The organism is Actinocrispum wychmicini (assembly GCF_004345645.1).
GTDB lineage: Bacteria > Actinomycetota > Actinomycetes > Mycobacteriales > Pseudonocardiaceae > Kibdelosporangium > Kibdelosporangium wychmicini.
The window spans coordinates 603985-619089 of the sequence record NZ_SLWS01000003.1 but is presented as its reverse complement, the minus strand read 5'-3'; the positions used below and the strand labels follow the sequence as shown (position 1 = coordinate 619089).

At 68.9% G+C, this 15105-nt stretch carries 18 protein-coding genes; 9 read left to right on the top strand and 9 right to left on the bottom strand.

What is annotated here, in order from left to right:
• Positions 1-108: 108 nt before the first annotated feature.
• Positions 109-582 carry a flavodoxin family protein gene (locus EV192_RS16740; protein ID WP_132116204.1) on the top strand — a complete coding sequence of 158 codons (474 nt, stop codon included), beginning with the start codon at positions 109-111 and terminating at the stop codon, positions 580-582.
• Here EV192_RS16740 and EV192_RS16735 read toward each other — a convergent pair.
• Complete coding sequence (locus EV192_RS16735; protein ID WP_132116202.1) at positions 553-1059, bottom strand: MarR family winged helix-turn-helix transcriptional regulator; 507 nt, start codon at positions 1057-1059, stop codon at positions 553-555. The two genes, EV192_RS16740 and EV192_RS16735, sit on opposite strands and share 30 nt — an antisense overlap.
• Positions 1060-1131: 72 nt before the next feature.
• On the opposite strand from EV192_RS16735, the gene EV192_RS16730 reads away from it, so the two are divergent.
• Both EV192_RS16730 and EV192_RS16725 read left to right on the top strand, forming a co-directional pair.
• Positions 1132-1761, top strand: a complete 630-nt coding sequence (locus EV192_RS16730; protein WP_132116200.1) for a DUF998 domain-containing protein — start codon at positions 1132-1134, stop codon at positions 1759-1761.
• Positions 1758-2123: a hypothetical protein gene (locus tag EV192_RS16725; protein ID WP_132116198.1), complete on the top strand. Its 366-nt coding sequence runs from the start codon at positions 1758-1760 to the stop codon at positions 2121-2123. The genes EV192_RS16730 and EV192_RS16725 overlap by 4 nt, the downstream gene beginning before the upstream one ends.
• Here the strand turns inward: EV192_RS16725 and EV192_RS16720 are convergent.
• A complete protein-coding gene (locus EV192_RS16720; RefSeq protein ID WP_165960387.1) occupies positions 2116-2877 on the bottom strand; it encodes a phosphotransferase family protein in 762 nt (253 codons plus the stop codon). The two genes, EV192_RS16725 and EV192_RS16720, sit on opposite strands and share 8 nt — an antisense overlap.
• Before the next feature lie 66 nt (positions 2878-2943).
• Between EV192_RS16720 and EV192_RS55785 the strand changes: the two genes are divergently transcribed.
• Entirely contained in the window at positions 2944-3408 is a 465-nt protein-coding gene (locus EV192_RS55785; protein WP_132116194.1) for a MarR family winged helix-turn-helix transcriptional regulator, read from the top strand.
• 3 nt (positions 3409-3411) lie between these two features.
• On the opposite strand, the gene kal is transcribed toward EV192_RS55785, so the two are convergent.
• On the bottom strand, positions 3412-3804 hold the full coding sequence (kal, locus tag EV192_RS16710) for a 3-aminobutyryl-CoA ammonia lyase (protein WP_207926085.1): 393 nt from the start codon (positions 3802-3804) through the stop codon (positions 3412-3414).
• Between the two features lie 72 nt (positions 3805-3876).
• Between kal and EV192_RS16705 the strand changes: the two genes are divergently transcribed.
• Positions 3877-4440 (top strand): TetR/AcrR family transcriptional regulator, encoded by a 564-nt coding sequence (locus EV192_RS16705; RefSeq protein WP_132116190.1) that lies wholly within the window; start codon positions 3877-3879, stop codon positions 4438-4440.
• Positions 4441-4444: 4 nt separating this feature from the next.
• Complete coding sequence (locus tag EV192_RS16700) at positions 4445-5392, top strand: pseudouridine synthase (RefSeq protein ID WP_132116188.1); 948 nt, start codon at positions 4445-4447, stop codon at positions 5390-5392.
• Here the strand turns inward: EV192_RS16700 and EV192_RS16695 are convergent.
• Positions 5366-5953, bottom strand: a complete 588-nt coding sequence (locus EV192_RS16695; protein ID WP_132116186.1) for a TIGR03086 family metal-binding protein — start codon at positions 5951-5953, stop codon at positions 5366-5368. The two genes, EV192_RS16700 and EV192_RS16695, sit on opposite strands and share 27 nt — an antisense overlap.
• Before the next feature lie 138 nt (positions 5954-6091).
• Here EV192_RS16695 and EV192_RS16690 point away from each other — a divergent pair, with 138 nt between their 5' ends.
• Positions 6092-6817, top strand: a complete 726-nt coding sequence (locus EV192_RS16690; protein ID WP_132116184.1) for a hypothetical protein — start codon at positions 6092-6094, stop codon at positions 6815-6817.
• 365 nt (positions 6818-7182) lie between these two features.
• Here EV192_RS16690 and EV192_RS16685 read toward each other — a convergent pair whose 3' ends face one another.
• The gene (locus EV192_RS16685) at positions 7183-7992 is read right to left on the bottom strand and encodes an endonuclease/exonuclease/phosphatase family protein (RefSeq protein ID WP_132116182.1); all 810 of its coding nucleotides are present in this window, start codon (positions 7990-7992) and stop codon (positions 7183-7185) included.
• A 621-nt stretch (positions 7993-8613) separates the two neighbouring features.
• Here EV192_RS16685 and tatA point away from each other — a divergent pair.
• Entirely contained in the window at positions 8614-8898 is a 285-nt protein-coding gene (gene tatA / locus EV192_RS16680; protein ID WP_132116180.1) for a Sec-independent protein translocase subunit TatA, read from the top strand.
• A gap of 2 nt (positions 8899-8900) precedes the next feature.
• Complete coding sequence (locus EV192_RS16675; protein ID WP_132116178.1) at positions 8901-9503, top strand: transglycosylase SLT domain-containing protein; 603 nt, start codon at positions 8901-8903, stop codon at positions 9501-9503.
• Between the two features lie 8 nt (positions 9504-9511).
• Here EV192_RS16675 and EV192_RS16670 read toward each other — a convergent pair whose 3' ends face one another.
• The 4 genes from EV192_RS16670 to EV192_RS16655 all read right to left on the bottom strand — a co-directional run bounded on the left by EV192_RS16670 (position 9512) and on the right by EV192_RS16655 (position 15097).
• A complete protein-coding gene (locus EV192_RS16670) occupies positions 9512-10684 on the bottom strand; it encodes a glycosyltransferase (RefSeq protein ID WP_132116810.1) in 1173 nt (390 codons plus the stop codon).
• A gap of 85 nt (positions 10685-10769) precedes the next feature.
• Positions 10770-11549: an AfsR/SARP family transcriptional regulator gene (locus EV192_RS16665; protein WP_132116176.1), complete on the bottom strand. Its 780-nt coding sequence runs from the start codon at positions 11547-11549 to the stop codon at positions 10770-10772.
• A 142-nt stretch (positions 11550-11691) separates the two neighbouring features.
• Positions 11692-12069 (bottom strand): nuclear transport factor 2-like protein, encoded by a 378-nt coding sequence (locus tag EV192_RS16660; protein WP_132116174.1) that lies wholly within the window; start codon positions 12067-12069, stop codon positions 11692-11694.
• 10 nt (positions 12070-12079) lie between these two features.
• Positions 12080-15097: a type I polyketide synthase gene (locus EV192_RS16655; RefSeq protein ID WP_207926084.1), complete on the bottom strand. Its 3018-nt coding sequence runs from the start codon at positions 15095-15097 to the stop codon at positions 12080-12082.
• Between the last annotated feature and the right edge of the window lie 8 nt (positions 15098-15105).

Here is a 15105-nt window from a genome sequence, read left to right as displayed (position 1 = left end):
CGACCTGTCAATCTCGCGTCCTCGGTGTCCGGGTTCACATCGTGGGGCTGTCACGCTTCGGCGGTGGCCGGTGTCTTCAGGGACGAGCGGGATGAAAGGAGCATCGTCATGAAGGCCATCATCGTGTGCACGTCCGTGTCCCACGGCAACACCCAGCGGGTCGCCGAGGTCATGGGCCAGGTCCTGCGGGCCACCGTGGTCGCCCCCGACCAGGTCGACGTCGCCGGGCTCGCCAGCTACGACCTGGTGGGATTCGGCTCCGGGATCTTCCTGGGCGCGTTCCACGCGCAGCTGCGTGAGTTCGTCCAGGCACTCCCCCAGGAGCCGCGCCACAAGGCGTTCGTCTTCGCCACCAGCGGGCTTCCCGAAGCGCGGTTCCAGCGCTTCTCCCGGCCCCTGGTCCGGCTGGTCGAGCGGAAGGGGTTCGAGGTCGTCGACACCTTCTCGTGCCGCGGGTTCGACACGTGGCTTCCGTTCAAGCCCGTCGGCGGTATCCAGAAGGGCCGACCCAACGCCGCCGACCTGGGCGCGGCACACACGTTCGCCGAAGGACTACGGGCTCGGATCGCGGCCACGTCCTGAGGTGGCTTGGTCGCGGATCAACGCGGCCTGTTCGCGCGCGACCTCGCGCATGCGCTCGAACAGGTCCAGGACCAACGCGATCTGCTCGTCGGGGTAGTCGGCCAGGGCCTCCGCCCAGCCCGCCGACATCCCCTGGAACAACGGCAGGATCTCAGCCTGCCGCTCGGGCACCGGCCGGACGATCACGCGGCGCCGGTCGGTCAGGTCGTGCTCGCGGACGACCCAGCCGGCCCGTTCCAGCCGGTCGATCATGCGGGTGACGGCACCGGTGGTCAGGCCGGTCCTGGTCGCGATGTCGCCGGCGGTGGCGTGCCCGGTCTCGCCGAGCACGGTCAGGCACTTGAAGTCGCCAAGGCTCAGTCCGAGCCGGTCGGCGACGGCCTGCTGCAGCAGGATTCCGTCCGCGACGGCCTGGACCAGTTCGTCCTGCAGGCGGGTCACCAGGGCCGCGCGGCCGCCGGGAACGGGGGTTGACACGACGCCATCTTACATGCGCATACTCTGCACCTGTCAGTATCTGCATGACTCAGATAATGAACGGGGAAGGTAATGCGCCGTGTGCTGTTATCGGGCGGGATCGCCGGACCGGTCCTGTTCACGCTGGTGTGGCTGGTCGAGCAGAGCGTCCGGCCCGGCTACCAACCGTCGCGGCACTGGATCAGCCTGCTGTCGCTGACCGACGCCGGCTGGATCCAGATCGCCGCCTTTCTGGTCAGCGGCACGCTGATCGCGGCTTTCGGCCGCGGCCTGCGCGCCGCCTTCCCGGACGGGCCCGGCTCGGTCTGGGGGCCACGGCTGGTCACCGCCAGCGGAGTCGCGCTGGTCGCCGGCGGGGTGTTCACCATCGATCCCGGGCTCGGCTACCCGCCCGGCACCGAAGCGGCGATCACCTGGCACGGCGTGCTGCACAACATCGCCGGGCCGGTCTGTTTCTTCGCCATTGCGGCCGCCGCCATCGTCTACGCGCGGCGCTTCGCCAGGCCTTTCGCGCTGACCTGCGGCATCACCACCCTGGTCGGCTGGGCCGCGGCCGGTGTCCTGGCCGGTCTCGACTACGCCGGAACCTGGCGGCCGGCACCCGCCGGACTCGCCGAGCGCGTGTCGCTCGTGGCCGGCTTCGCCTGGACGGTGTACCTGGCCGTCAAGGCACGAGCCCAAGTTCCGGCCGTGACCCGGTGAACAAGCTCCTCTTCGAGATCGCGGGCGTGGTCGAAGCTCCCTTGTCCAAGGTCGCCGACCTGCTGCTGACGGACAAGTCCACCCCGCTGTTCGTACCCGACACGACGATCGAGGTCGACCGGGCCGAGCGGACGATCGCCTACCAGGGCGGTTGGTGGTACCGCGGCGAATACGCACTCGAGTCCCACCCGCGCGGAACCCTGATCACCCATCGCGTCTACAACGCGGCCCGCTGGGGCCGCTGGGGTGTACCGCTGGCCAATCGGTTCTTCGTCGGATTCGACGACCGCACCCGTGCGGCCTTCGCCGCGTCCCTCGCCGGCATCGGCGCCGCACTCGGCTGCCCGACCGACCTCAACTGAACAACCTGCGGACCAGCCCGTCGAGTCCGTTGTGGACAGTGTCGGAGTCGTTGGTGTCCAAGCCGTACGTGACTTCGTACCACGGGCCGAGCCGGTGCCACGCCAGTGCGCGCTCACGTTGGCTGTCGGTCACGCCGTAGGCCGCGCCCAGCGCCTCGGCGAACGCGGGCAGCGTGCCGTTCAGCGCCCAGGCCAGGTCTATCGCCGCGTCCCCGGCGTGGGCGTCGCCGAAGTCGATCACGCCAGTGATGGCGCCCTCGCTGGTCAGGACGTGCTCGGGGCCGAGATCGCCGTGGACCACGGTGTCGCCCGTCCACTCCCCCACCTCGTCAAGCAGGGCCAGGCCCGCGTTCCGGTGCTCGGCCGGCATCATCGGGACGACCTGCGCCCGGAACCGGTCGACGATCTCCGCGTGCTCGCCGGCCGCGTCCGCGGAGGTCTTCAGGCCGTGGCGAATCGCGTCGTCCACAGGACAGTCGTGCAAGGCGCGGAGGAAGAATCCCAGTGTGTGGCCGTGTGCGGCGGTCGGGTGTTCGAGGGGTTCGCCGGGGACGAGATCGTGCCGGACGATCACGGGATCGTCTGACATGACCCACGGGACGGGCACCGGGAGCGGCAGCCGGGGTGCCAGCCGGGGCATCAGCCTGGTCTCCCGGCGGAGTTGGTCGGCCACCTCGGGACGACGCGGCCGTCGCTCGATCCACCGTCCGTCGACGAGGGTCGCCGCGCTGTCCCAGCCTCCCGCAAGATCCACCAGGACGACTCTACCGGCGCGCCGGATATTCAACCGAAGTTGCGCAACTATGCTGGGGTCGTGACCATGCCCGAACCCCTCGGTGACGACCTGGTCCTGCTGTTCGCCGCACTGGCGTCGACCACGCAGGCGGAGATCACCGCCGCCCTGGCCGACGCCGGATACGGCGACCTGCGGCCGTCCGACGGCTACCTGGTCCAGCATCTGCAGCACGGGCCGGTCAGCATCGGCGACCTGGCCGGCAAGCTCGGGATCACCGCGCAGGGCGTCTCCAAGACCGTCATCGAGATGGAGCGCAAGGGATACGTCAGCCGCACCCCCGCGCCCGAGGACCAACGCACCCGGCTGGTCGACCTCACCGAGAAAGGCTGGGCCGCGATCTACGCCACCCGCCGCGCCCGCGCCCACGTCAACCGCGAACTCAGGGCGGCACTCGGCTCCGGCGCCTCCGCCTTCCTCGACCAGGTCCGGCATCTGGCCGAGAACTCCGGCGCGCTCGCCGCCCTCAGCGAACGGCGACTGCGGCCCTGACCCCTACTTCGCAGGCACCACCACGGTCCCGCGCGCCCGCGTCACGACCACCGGCGGCGCCAGGACGTCCGCCGCAGACGGACCCCGCTCAGGAGCGGCCCGACACACCACCCGGGCCTCGAAGGTGATCTCCCGGGACCGGTTCCCGACCCGGACCAGGGTGCCGGTCGCCTCGATCACGTCGCCCGCCTGGATCGCCGCGACGAACTCCACCGAGGCGTAGCCGGCGAACAGGCCCTCGTCGCCGTCCGTCCGGATCATCATCTCGGTCGCCACGTCCCCGAACATCCCCAGCCCGTAGGCGCCGTCCACCAGGCTGCCGCCGTAGTGGGCATGGGAATGCGGCACGTACCGCCGCTGGGTCACCGCGAAACCTTCGGTCAACGCTTCACTCACGCGCACAGCAGATCACGGCCACCGAGCCCGAGGCAAAGCGGTCTTGTAACTACTGTTATGTACAGTTACCTCGTGGACACCGCGGACCGGCTCATCGAAAGCACCCGGGAACTGCTCTGGGAACGCGGCTATGTCGGCATGAGCCCGAAAGTCATCATGGCACGGGCGGACGTCGGCCAGGGCAGCATGTACCACCACTTCCGCGGCAAAGCGGACCTGGCCCGAACCGCCATCGACCGTACCGCCGCGCAGATGCGGGCCGACGTGAGCGCCCTCCTCGACGGGCCGGGCACGGCCACCGAACGGATCACCGCGTACCTGCGCCGCGACCGCGACGCGCTGATGGGATGCCCGATCGGCCGGCTCACCCAGGACCCGGGAGTGGTCGCCGACCCGGACCTGCGTGGCCCGGTCGACGAGATGTTCCGATGGCTCCGCGAAAACCTGGCCCGGGTGGTCGGCGAAGGACGCGACCGCGGCGAGTTCGACGAGACGCTCGACCCGGACCGGACCGCGGCCATGATCGCCGCCGTGGTGCAGGGCGGATACGTGCTCGCTAAGGCGGCCAACGACCCCGAGGCGTTCGACCAGGCCGTCGAGGGCGCGGTCGCGCTGCTCGCCGCCCAGGCCGGCTGACCCGATGCGACGCAGGCCCACCTCCCCCATCCCGCCCCGGCACGGCCTGGACGCGGCCCGGCTGAAGCTCCCGCTGGAAGGGCCGTGGAGCACGCTGCTGGAACACCTCGTCGACCGGCTGCCCAGGGTGGATCCGGAGCGACTGGAACAAATGTTGTGTGAGGGACGCATCTTCGGCAGCGACGGCCCCTTGGCCGTGGACACCCGATACTCCCCCGGCACGTTCATCTGGTTTCACCGGGACCTGCCGGACGAGGTGCCCGTGCCGTTCCCAATCCCGGTCGTCCATCGGGACGACCACCTCGTGGTCGTGGACAAACCGCATTTCCTGGCGGCCATCCCGCGCGGCAAGCACATCCAGGAAACCGCGTTGGTCCGGCTGCGTCGCGAGTTGGAGCTCCCCCAGCTGTCGCCGGCGCACCGGCTGGACCGCGTCACCGCCGGCCTGATGATGTTCGTGGTGACCCCGTCCGCCCGCGGCGCGTACCAGACGTTGTTCCGGGATCGCAAGGTACACAAGGAATACCAGGCCATCGCGCGCCACGATCCCGCGCTGCGGCTGCCGCGGACGGTGACCAGCCGGATCGTGAAGGAACGTGGAATCCTTGTCGCACAAGAAATCCCCGGCGAACCCAACGCACACACCGACATCGAGCTGATGGAACACCGGGACGGGCTCGGCCGGTACCGGCTCGTACCGGCCACCGGCCGAACCCATCAGCTGCGCGTCCACATGAGCGGGCTGGGTGTACCCATCCTCGGCGACGACTTCTACCCCACCCTGCGCGAGAAACCGCTCGACGACTTCACGCGGCCGTTGCAGCTGCTGGCCCAGGTCCTCGCCTTCGACGACCCGTTGACCGGCGAGCACCGCCGGTTCACCAGCGCCCGGCGACTCAGCGCGTGGGAGTCCCTCGAAACATGGTCAGGGGTTGCGGCCGACGAAGCATAGGAACTCGGTCTGCAGGTCGGCGTCCGCGGGCGGGGTGACCTTCGGGCCGAACGCCCACGGCTGGCGGAGCACCTCGTCCATCGGCTTGAAATGCTCGTAGACGTGGTGCACCACGTCCTCGTCCAGCTTCTCGTCGCCGCCGGTGGCCCGCGCCAGGTCCCAGGTGTGGATCAGGACATCCTCGGGCATCGCGTCCGCCATGGTGCCGAACGGCACCGGCCCCATCGGTGACGGAATGGGCACCTCGGCACATGCCGGATCGGCGATCGCCGCCGTCAGCCCCTCCCCTATCTCCCGCCACGCCGCGGCCAGATCGGCGTCCGCGTCGGCCTCGGGCAACTGCCCCATCTCAGCCACGCCGACGCCGTGCAGCGGCCGCGGCTCGACACCCCGGACCGTGGCCAGGTTCCGGCGCTGCTCGTTGATCACATGCAGCACCACCTCCCGGGCCGTCCACTGTGGACATGGGGTGCGTGTGTTCCACTTGTCCGGCGGGACAGCCTCGATGCGGGCCAGGAAGCCCTCGGCGGTACGGCGGAACCGGTCAGTTGCGTTCGACATGCCACCCACCATAGGTAGGAGATTTCCTACCTGTCAAATCCTGTAACCCCACGACGTATCGGAGTGCGTGGCCGCCTTCGCCCAATCGTCCGACGGTGGCCTCGGCTCGATGTCCATTTCCAGAGAGGCACAAGCACCGTGAAGCGAAGACTGATCACCTGCATCGTCGCCATCACGACCGCGCTCGGCGTCGCCCCAGCACAGGCGGCGCCGTCCACACGCGACACAGCCCACCCGAATGTCGACGTCATCACCATTATCCAGGCGGCCAAAGCCGCGTACGACGCGTACAAGAGCTTCGCCTCAGGCGGCAGTTCCGTCGACGGCGCCGTCAACAAGATCCTCAACGCCATCCAGGGCGCCCAGACCGCGATCATCAGCCACATCGACGCGATCGCCGCCGCCGACGCGCAGGCCTGCGCGCAGGACGCAGTCGTGGACTTCCCCAACTTCCAGTTCCTGACCCCGGACAACCAGCAGGTGTTCGCCCTGCACGCGACGTCCTGCTCGAACCTCATCAACAGCCTGGTGACCACGGTCACCGACAAGGGCGCCAAGGACCAGCTCGGCTTCTCCGCCAACGCCGTCGGCCCGATCGCCCTGATCACCCGCAGCCGCGCGGGCCTGAGCAACGCGAGCTTCATCCCGGTCCTTCGCTCCACCAACCAGCAGATCAGCACCAGCCTGGCCCCGGGCTGCATCAACATCCTCGACCCCGACGTCCACAAGAGGGTGTGGTACTGCACGGCCTACAACGGCGGTGTCGACATGGAACTCGACAAGCTGCACGCGCAGACCGCTGCCGCGCAGAGCACGAGTTGGCCGACGGCCAACCAGACGTTGACACAGCTGGCCGGCCTGTGATGTGACCTCCCCCGTTCCCCGAGCGATGTCGTGGCTCGGGGAACGGCTTCGGTCATTGCCTGTTGTGTAGTTTTGTCACTTATGTTTTTCACTGTTGCCGTAGTCATGAATAAAGTCTCGACTGAACCGACCATACTCGATCATGGCCGGACACCAGGGCCTTGACTGTCGACAATGGACAGATGCTCGACTTCGAGATCTGCTACCGCGCGATGTCCAGCCGCGACGGGCTATCCCCCGTGTTCGGCAGTTCAACCGCGCGGTGCGGGCGGCGTTCGGTCAGGCGCCGACCGGCTTACGGGAGGCCAGGCCGGCGGACGGGCCGCTCGTGCTGCGGCTGCGTTATCGGTGGGCGGCCCTGGCCCTCAGAAGGTGAACTCGCTGGTGTACAGACTGTGGTCGCTGTATCGGCACGGGATCGCGTTCGTGTACTCGAACGACCCCTTCGCCCGCCACGTGAAGATGTAGTCGATCTTGCCGTCGCCGTGGGTCGGCTGGGCGAACCGGCCGCGCGGCCCGAGGGCTTCCATCGCGCCTATGGTGTCGTACAACGGATCCAGCTCACGGCTGGTGGGTTCGGCGTTGAAGTCGCCGGCCAGCACGACCTGGCCCCACTCCCCCAACGGCGGCGTGTCCGGCCGTCGGCCCGCCTCCGCGTCGGCCAGCACGGTGGTCTGGGCGAGGCGACGCCCCGGGTCGAGCGAGAGGTGGACCGAGCAGAACATCATCGGGCGCCCGTGCGGCCTGAGGGGAACGCAGATCAGGCCGCGGGGCTCGTCCTCCTCGTCCAGGCCCGGCAGGATCCGGCGGACCGCCGTGCCGTTCGCCGGCCCCCGATACACCACCGCGTCGCCGAAGTCCGCGCCGTTGTCACACCGGTGTGGCATCAACGTCAGGAACTCCATCCGTCCGCCGAGGCGGTCGGCGAACTCCTGGGCCTGGTTGCGGCAGGCCTCCTGCAACGCCAACGCGGTCGGCGCGGGCCGCAGCACCTCGTCGACGGCGTCCGGCACCCAGTCCGCCCGGCCCTGGTGGCCGACGTTGCCGTAGATGTTGAACGTGGCGAGTCGGACGGACCGGCCGTCCGGGGTGGCCGCGACCGTGGGGGACGTCGCGGCGGACACCATGGTGGCGACGAACGCCAGCACCGCCAGGACGGGTAACAGCCGGAGCATCGCACCCCCTGAATCCGACCGGCGCGGCCCCAACTCTAACGTGTCGCTCAACGGCGGATCGACTTCTTGTTCATGATTGAGTTGTGGCGCACAGGGCACCAGGGCCGCGATGGCGGTGGCAGCGGCATGCGCTGCTCAGTTGCAGTCTGGCAGTGATGGGTGCGGCGGCGTGGATTGGTGACCCGGTGCCCTGGCGCGGGGTGGGGTTGTCGCTGGGGGCAGTCGTCTACGGGGTGGTGGCCGGATGGGCGTATCGACGACAACGGCATACCGGGCGTTCGTCGTCTGACGATGATGACTCGTGATGCCGGGGCCTGGTTAAGGATCAATCACGAGGGATCTTTGAGGTGGCTGGTCTTGGGGTGGCTGGTGAACAGGCCGGCGGTGTCGGTGTGCCCGCCTGTCGGGCCGGTTCCGCCGGGAACGTTCTGTGTCTGAGCTGTGCTGACCGCGCTCCGTGGTCGTGTGTCTTCATAATACAGCCATACTAGTAGATCGTATACCGCATACACCAAGTGTGGATGATCACTACCGCGTGGGTCGTATCCAGGCGGCGAATTCGGGCGCTACGATTTCGGCGGTGGGAAACACAATTCGGTCAAGAGATCGTGAAGGAATGCCATGAATTTCGCAAACGGGTTGGGCTGGCCGCACCTGTTGATCCTGTGCATCGTCGTCCTTCTGGTCTTCGGATCGAAACGGCTGCCGGACACCGCGCGTTCAGTGGGACGTTCCCTGCGCATCCTGAAAGCGGAGACCAAGGGCCTGCGGAAGGACGACGAGGAGGAGCCCCCTGCCTCCACGTCGGCGTCGGCGTCCACGGACGACCAGGCCCGGCTGGCGCGGATGCAGCAGCAGGTGGAGGACCTGCGCACCCAGCTCGCCGCCCGCCAGGGCCACGACTAGACGTGCTGCGGGCTCGGCTGGCCTGTGCGGTGGTGGCGCTCCTGGCCCTGGCCGGCTGCCAGAGCACGGACGCAACACCACCGCCGTCGCCGAGTCCTGCCAGCTCCGCGATAGCGAGTCCGCAGGACCCTGCCCGGTATGCGTCGAAAGTCCGTGAATACGCCCGAAATGCGGCGGTGAATCCCACGCTGCTGATGGCGATCCTGTACAACGAATCAGACAAACCACACGATCCAGAAACCGAGCGCGCCTGGCAGAAAATCAAGCCGGACGCCGCCTTCGGCATCGCCAACATGCACAAGGCGGCCTTCGACGACACTCGCCGAGGCCGCGACTTCGCCACCCGCGACTGGCAGGACCTCCCCGACGACCCCGACCTCGCGATCAAGGCGGCCGCCTGGTTCCTGCACGACCTGGCCACCCAGCTGCCGCCGAAGTGGCCAGGCCCGTACACGCACGACGAACTGCTCGCCCTCGGCTACGACGCCGGCGCGAGCGCCATGAAAGCCTTCACCCGAGGCGAGAAACCTGGCACCGTAGCCCAGAACTACCTGGACCGCTGGCGCGCCAACATCGCCGCGGCCGAACACGCGTTGGCGAGTTGACGCCGGGGTCAAGAGATGGCGGTCCAGGTGCCGCGGTCGAACCCGGTCGCCTGGGTCACTCCGGTGAAGGTGATCGGGCGGTCTGCCACCGCTTTCACCGTCTCCGTGGCTTGGCGGTCCAGGAGGGCGTCGATCTCCGCGCCGGTCAGGTCGGCTATCTCGTCCCAGAAGCTCAGGACTCGGTTGATGTACAGGGCGATCAGGTGGTCGCGGGCCGGCTGGAACTGTCCCCGGGCGAGCGCTTCCACGCCGTCGGCCAGGATGTGCGGCCAGTCCTGGGTGAGGATCCGGTGTCCCCAGGGCGCGACCCGCAGGCCGGCGACGGTCGGGAACATACTGCTGACCACGGCGTGATGGGTCGCCAGGTAACCGGCGGCCGCTTTCACCACCTTGGCCACCGTCGCCGGGTCCTGTTTGCGGGCCTCGGTGTCCACCGCGGACCTTCGGGACATGCGCATGTCCATTTCGGCCGGACGGGGGCGGTCCAGGCGGAGCGTGACGTGGAACAGGGCGTCGAGGACCTGCTGGGGCAGGGACAGGATCTTGGGGAACGGCGAGTTGTGCAGCTTCACGCCGAGGGGCACCTCGACCACTCGGTGGCCTTCGCGCAGGGCGTTCGTCGTCAGCCAGATGTCGATCCCGTACAGCGACGCGCTCGCCGGCGCTGGCCAGTGGCGGGCTTGTTCCAGCAGGGCCCGGTTCATCGCGAACTCGCCGCCGATCGGCTGCTGCAGCGGCGCGCCGAACAGGGCCGCCACCAGCGGGCTGGCCAGGTGGTTGGTGGTGTTCGCCTCGTACCGGTTACGGCGGTAGGTAGGCACCGCCAGGGTCGGGGTGTCGCCGTCGACCGCCGAGCCGAGCCGGGCGATCCACGCCGCCTCGCCCGACCGGACGTCGGCGTCCAGCAGGATCAGGTGGGCGGCGCCGTGTTCGAGGGCCGCGCGCATCAGGGCGAGCACGTTGGTGCCCTTCCCGGTGCCCGTACCGCCGGACTGGATGACCAGTTGGCGGGTCCTGGTCGCGGCTTCGAGGAACCGCGTGGGTGTGCCGTCCGTGCTGCCGTTGTCGGCAAGCACGATCATGCTGTTGTGCGCCGTGCCCAGGTCCTTCAGGCCGGCGTCGGCGGCGCGCGCCACGGACTCGATGGTCGTGGCTTCGTTGCGGGCGGGAACGCCCACCATTGTGATCACGGGTGCACGATGACGGCCGCGTGTTTCGGCCACGTTGCCGGCCGCCACCGAGTGTGCGTCAAGTCGATATCGATCCTCACCAGGCCGAGGCTACGACGGTGATCGGATCGTTGAGCCGGGGGTCCGCGTTCAGGATCGCGCGCTGCAGGTGCTGCATGCCCGCGGACGGCTCCACCCCCAGTTCGGCGACCAGGTTGTGGCGCAGGGTGCGGAAGATCTCCAGCGCCCGCCACTGCCGCCCGGAGCGGTACTGGGCGATCATGTACTGGCCGCACAGTCGTTCGTGCATCGGGAACCGGGCGGTCAGCTCCGCCAGCTCACTGAGCAGCAACTGGTGGCGGCCGAGCCGCAGATCCGTGTCGATCCACGCCTCCAGGACACCGAGCTTGCTCTCGTCGAGCCGGTTGACGTGCACACTCATCGGCAGTCCGACATGGACGTCGACCAACGCCGGTCCGCGCCAGACCTCCAGCGCCGACCGCAACAGCCGGGACGCCGCCTCGGTCCGGCCCTGGTCGTTGGCTAATCGCCCCTCGGTGGCCAGCCGCTCGTACACCTGGGTGTCCAGGTCACCCGCGGCGAGGTCCAGCTGGTAGCCGCCGTGCCGGGTGACCAGCACCTCCTTGGCCTGCCGGCCGATCCTGCGGCGCAGATGGAGGATGTACGTCCGCAGCGTCTGGTCCGCGGTGTTCGGTGGCTCGCTCCCCCACAGCTCCTCGAACAACGTACGCACCGACACCACCTGGCCGGCGTTCAACGCGAGCAGGGCCAACAGCTGCCTGTGTTTGGTCGCGGTCGGCGTGATCAGGTGCTCGTCCCGGGAGACCTCCATCGGCCCAAGTACTTTGATACGCATCGCACCCCAATCCCCAGCACGGCCTTCGGGGCTGCCGGCCGCGGCACGGCTTTACGTTCCCAAAACCTTTGTGCCGGGGACAGTGAACGGGCCACGACATGGCGGGTGAACATGGTCCGGTTCACCCATGACGAACACAGGGTCAACCAAGCAGTTCGGCCACCACCGGGGCCATCACCTCGTTGAAGGCGGCGCCGGCGAAGAGCGGGCGGATCATCACGGTCAGGTCGTACACCAGGCCGGTGTCGGTCAGCCGGACCAGGTCCATGCCTTCGGCCGGGCGGCCCTTGATCTTGCCCTTGAAGATCAGGCCGGCCACGCCGTCGGCCAGGATCTCGTCGGTGTACACGAATCCGTCGACACCGGCGCGGGCGGCGTAGATCAGCTTGGTCACGACGTCCTTGCCGGTGAAGGGGCGGGCGGTGACCGGGCTGTGGACGACGACGTCGGGCGCGAGCGCGGCGCTGATCAACTCACGGTCGTGCAGCTCCACCGCACGCCGGAACTCCTGGTGGCTCATGGCACCCCTTTCACTGGCTGGCCAACTCGACGCGCATGTACTCGGCGACGTCCCGAGGGGTCGGGTAGTCGAAGATGACGCTCATCGGCAGTTCCAGCCCGGTCGCGGCGCGCAGCCGGTTGCGCAGTTCCACCACGGTCATCGAGGTGAACCCGATGTCCAGGAAGTCGTCGTCCTCCTGGATCGCGTCCGGCGCCTGGTGTCCCATCACCGTGGACGCCTCGGCGCGGACGTGGCTCACGAGCAGGGCTGTTTGCTCGGTGTCGGTGAGGCCGTCCAGCCGCTGCAGCAGGGTTTCCTCGGCGGTGTCGTCGAGCCCGGTGCTGCTGTAGGTGACCGTGCCGCTGGATTCCAGCCAGAACCGTTGGTGTTGGAAGGCGTAGGTGGGCAGTGGTATCCGGCGGCCGGGCACGTCGATCAGCTCGGGCCGATGGGCGTACATAGCGGCCAGTGCCGTGGTGACGGCGGCTTCTTCCGGTCGGTCACGGCGTAGGGCGGGCGCGGTCACCACGGGCTCGGTCACGCAGTCCTGGATCATCGGCACGAGGACGGCGTCCGGCCCCAACTCCAGGAAGCAACGCACGCCTTCCGCGGACAGGAACCGCACGCTGTCGGCGAACCGCACGGGCTCGCGCATCTGCCGTGTCCAGTACTCCGGTGAGCTCATGTCGTCCCGGGTCGCCGTCTTCCCGGTCAATGTGGACACGATCGGAACGGTCAGGTCACCGAACGAGACACCACGCACCACTTCGGCCAACGCGGGCAACATCGGCTCCACCAGGGGCGAGTGGAACGCGTGGCTCACCCGAAGCCGCCGGGTGTCGTGCCCCCGCTCGGCCAACACACTGGCCAGATCCATGACCGCCTCGGACGCGCCGGACAGCACGAGCGAACTCGGTCCGTTGATCGCCGCGATCGCCACGTCAGTATTGGCGAGCAGCGGCTGTACTTCCTCCTCGCCGGCTCGGACCGCGACCATCGCCCCACCCGCGGGCAGGTTCTGGGTCAGCGTGGCCCGTGCCGCGACCAGGCGACACGCGTCCGGCGCGGACAACAGCCCGGCGACGTGTGCCGCCGCGAGCTCGCCGATCGAATGCCCGGCGACGTAGTCCGGCCGGACACCCCAGTGCTCGAACAGCCGGTACAACGCGACCTCGATCGCGAACAGCGCAGGTTGGGCGTGCCCGGTCTGGTCGAGCAGGCCTTCGCCGAACACGACATCCCGCAGCGAATACCCGAGCCCCTCGGACAGGCGTGCGCACAGATCGTCGAACACGTCCGCGAACACCGGGAACCGGGCGTGCAGTTCGCGTCCCATCGCGGTGCGTTGCGCGCCTTGGCCGGAGAACACGAACGCGGTCTTCCCGCCTAGCGCGCTCCCTGTGGCCAAGCCGGCGCTGGGTTGGTCGCCGGCCAACGCGTCCAGGCCGTGTAGGAAGTCGGTGCGGTCGGCGGCCACGATCACAGCCCGGTACCGGAACACGGTTCGTGTCGTCGCCAGCGATCGGGCGATGTCCGCCGCATCGTCGTCGTGCGTGCCCACGTGCGACAACAGCCGTTTGGCTTGTGCGCGCAGGGCTTCCTTGGACTTGGCCGACAGCAGCCACGGCGTCAAGTCGGTGGCCGGCGGATCCGCCAGGGCTTCCGCGGCCGGGGCCTGCTCGACGAGTACGTGCGCGTTCGTCCCGCTGATGCCGAAGGACGACACCGCTGCTCGCCGTGGCCGCCCGGTGTCCGGCCACGGCGTGTTCGACCCGACGACGGACACCGCGCCCGTCGACCAGTCCACTTTGGACGAAGGCGTGTCCAGGTGCAGCGTCGCGGGCACCACGCCGTGCCGCATCCCCAGCACCATCTTGATCACACCAGCCACTCCGGCGGCCGCCTGCGCGTGTCCGATGTTCGACTTCACCGACCCCAGCAGCAGCGGCCGCTCACGGCCTTGTCCGTATGTTGACAACAACGCCTGGGCCTCGATCGGGTCGCCCAGCGCGGTGCCTGTGCCATGCCCTTCGGCCACGTCGATGTCGAATGTTGACATTCGGACATTCGCCAGCGCCTGGCGGATGACGCGCTCCTGTGAGGGGCCGTTGGGGGCGGTGAGCCCGTTCGAGGCGCCGTCCTGGTTGACGGCCGAACCGCGGACCACGGCCAGGATGTCGTGGCCAAGGCGCTGGGCGTCCGACAGCCGCTCCAGCACGAGCACACCGACACCCTCGGCCCAGCCGACGCCGTCCGCGGCCGACGCGAACGACCGGCACCGGCCGTCCGGCGACAACCCGCGTTGCCGGCTGAACTCCACGAACGGTGCCGGACCGGCCATCACGGTCGCTCCCCCGGCCAACGCCAGCGTGCACTCCTCCAGCCGCAACGCCTGACAGGCCAGGTGCAACGCTACGAGGGAAGACGAGCACGCGGTGTCCACAGTCACCGCCGGCCCTTCGAACCCGTACGAGTACGACACCCGGCCGGACGCGACGCTGCCCGCTCCCCCGGTGCCCAGCAGCCCTTCCAGCTCCGCCGGGATCTCCCGCAGCCTGGCCAGGTAGTCGTGGTACATGACGCCGGTGAACACGCCGGTCCGCGAACCACGCAACGTGTCGGCCGGGATGCCCGCGGACTCCAGTGCCTCCCAGGACACCTCCAGCAGCAGTCGCTGCTGGGGATCCATCGCCAGGGCCTCGCGGGGGGAGATGCCGAAGAATCCGGCGTCGAACCCGGCGGCGCCGTCGAGGAAGCCGCCGTGCCGGGTGTACGACTTCCCGGTCGCCTCGGGGTCCGGGTCGTAGAGGCCGTCCAAATCCCAGCCGCGGTCGGTGGGGAACTCGGAGATCGCGTCCCGGCCGGTGACCACCAGGTCCCAGAGCTGTTCAGGGGAGGCGACCCCGCCGGGGTAGCGGCAGCCCATGCCGACGATCGCGATCGGCTCGACCGTCCGGTCCGCCATGTCCCGCAACCGGTCGCGCATCTGGTACAGCTCGGCGGTCGCCTTCCTGAGCAGGTCGCGGAGCTTGGCCACGTCCGTCATCACAACCC

Excerpts from the sequence above, each read along its gene's own strand:
- EV192_RS16740 (WP_132116204.1), top strand. The coding sequence starts at position 109 with ATGAAGGCCATCATCGTGTGCACGTCCGTGTCCCACGGCAACACCCAG.
- EV192_RS16730 (WP_132116200.1), top strand. The coding sequence starts at position 1,132 with ATGCGCCGTGTGCTGTTATCGGGCGGGATCGCCGGACCGGTCCTGTTC.
- EV192_RS55785 (WP_132116194.1), top strand. The coding sequence starts at position 2,944 with ATGCCCGAACCCCTCGGTGACGACCTGGTCCTGCTGTTCGCCGCACTG.
- EV192_RS16700 (WP_132116188.1), top strand. The coding sequence starts at position 4,445 with ATGCGACGCAGGCCCACCTCCCCCATCCCGCCCCGGCACGGCCTGGAC.
- EV192_RS16695 (WP_132116186.1), bottom strand. The coding sequence starts at position 5,953 with ATGTCGAACGCAACTGACCGGTTCCGCCGTACCGCCGAGGGCTTCCTG.
- EV192_RS16685 (WP_132116182.1), bottom strand. The coding sequence starts at position 7,992 with ATGCTCCGGCTGTTACCCGTCCTGGCGGTGCTGGCGTTCGTCGCCACC.
- tatA (WP_132116180.1), top strand. The coding sequence starts at position 8,614 with ATGAATTTCGCAAACGGGTTGGGCTGGCCGCACCTGTTGATCCTGTGC.
- EV192_RS16670 (WP_132116810.1), bottom strand. The coding sequence starts at position 10,684 with ATGGTGGGCGTTCCCGCCCGCAACGAAGCCACGACCATCGAGTCCGTG.
- EV192_RS16665 (WP_132116176.1), bottom strand. The coding sequence starts at position 11,549 with ATGCGTATCAAAGTACTTGGGCCGATGGAGGTCTCCCGGGACGAGCAC.
- EV192_RS16660 (WP_132116174.1), bottom strand. The coding sequence starts at position 12,069 with ATGAGCCACCAGGAGTTCCGGCGTGCGGTGGAGCTGCACGACCGTGAG.
- EV192_RS16655 (WP_207926084.1), bottom strand. The coding sequence starts at position 15,097 with ATGACGGACGTGGCCAAGCTCCGCGACCTGCTCAGGAAGGCGACCGCC.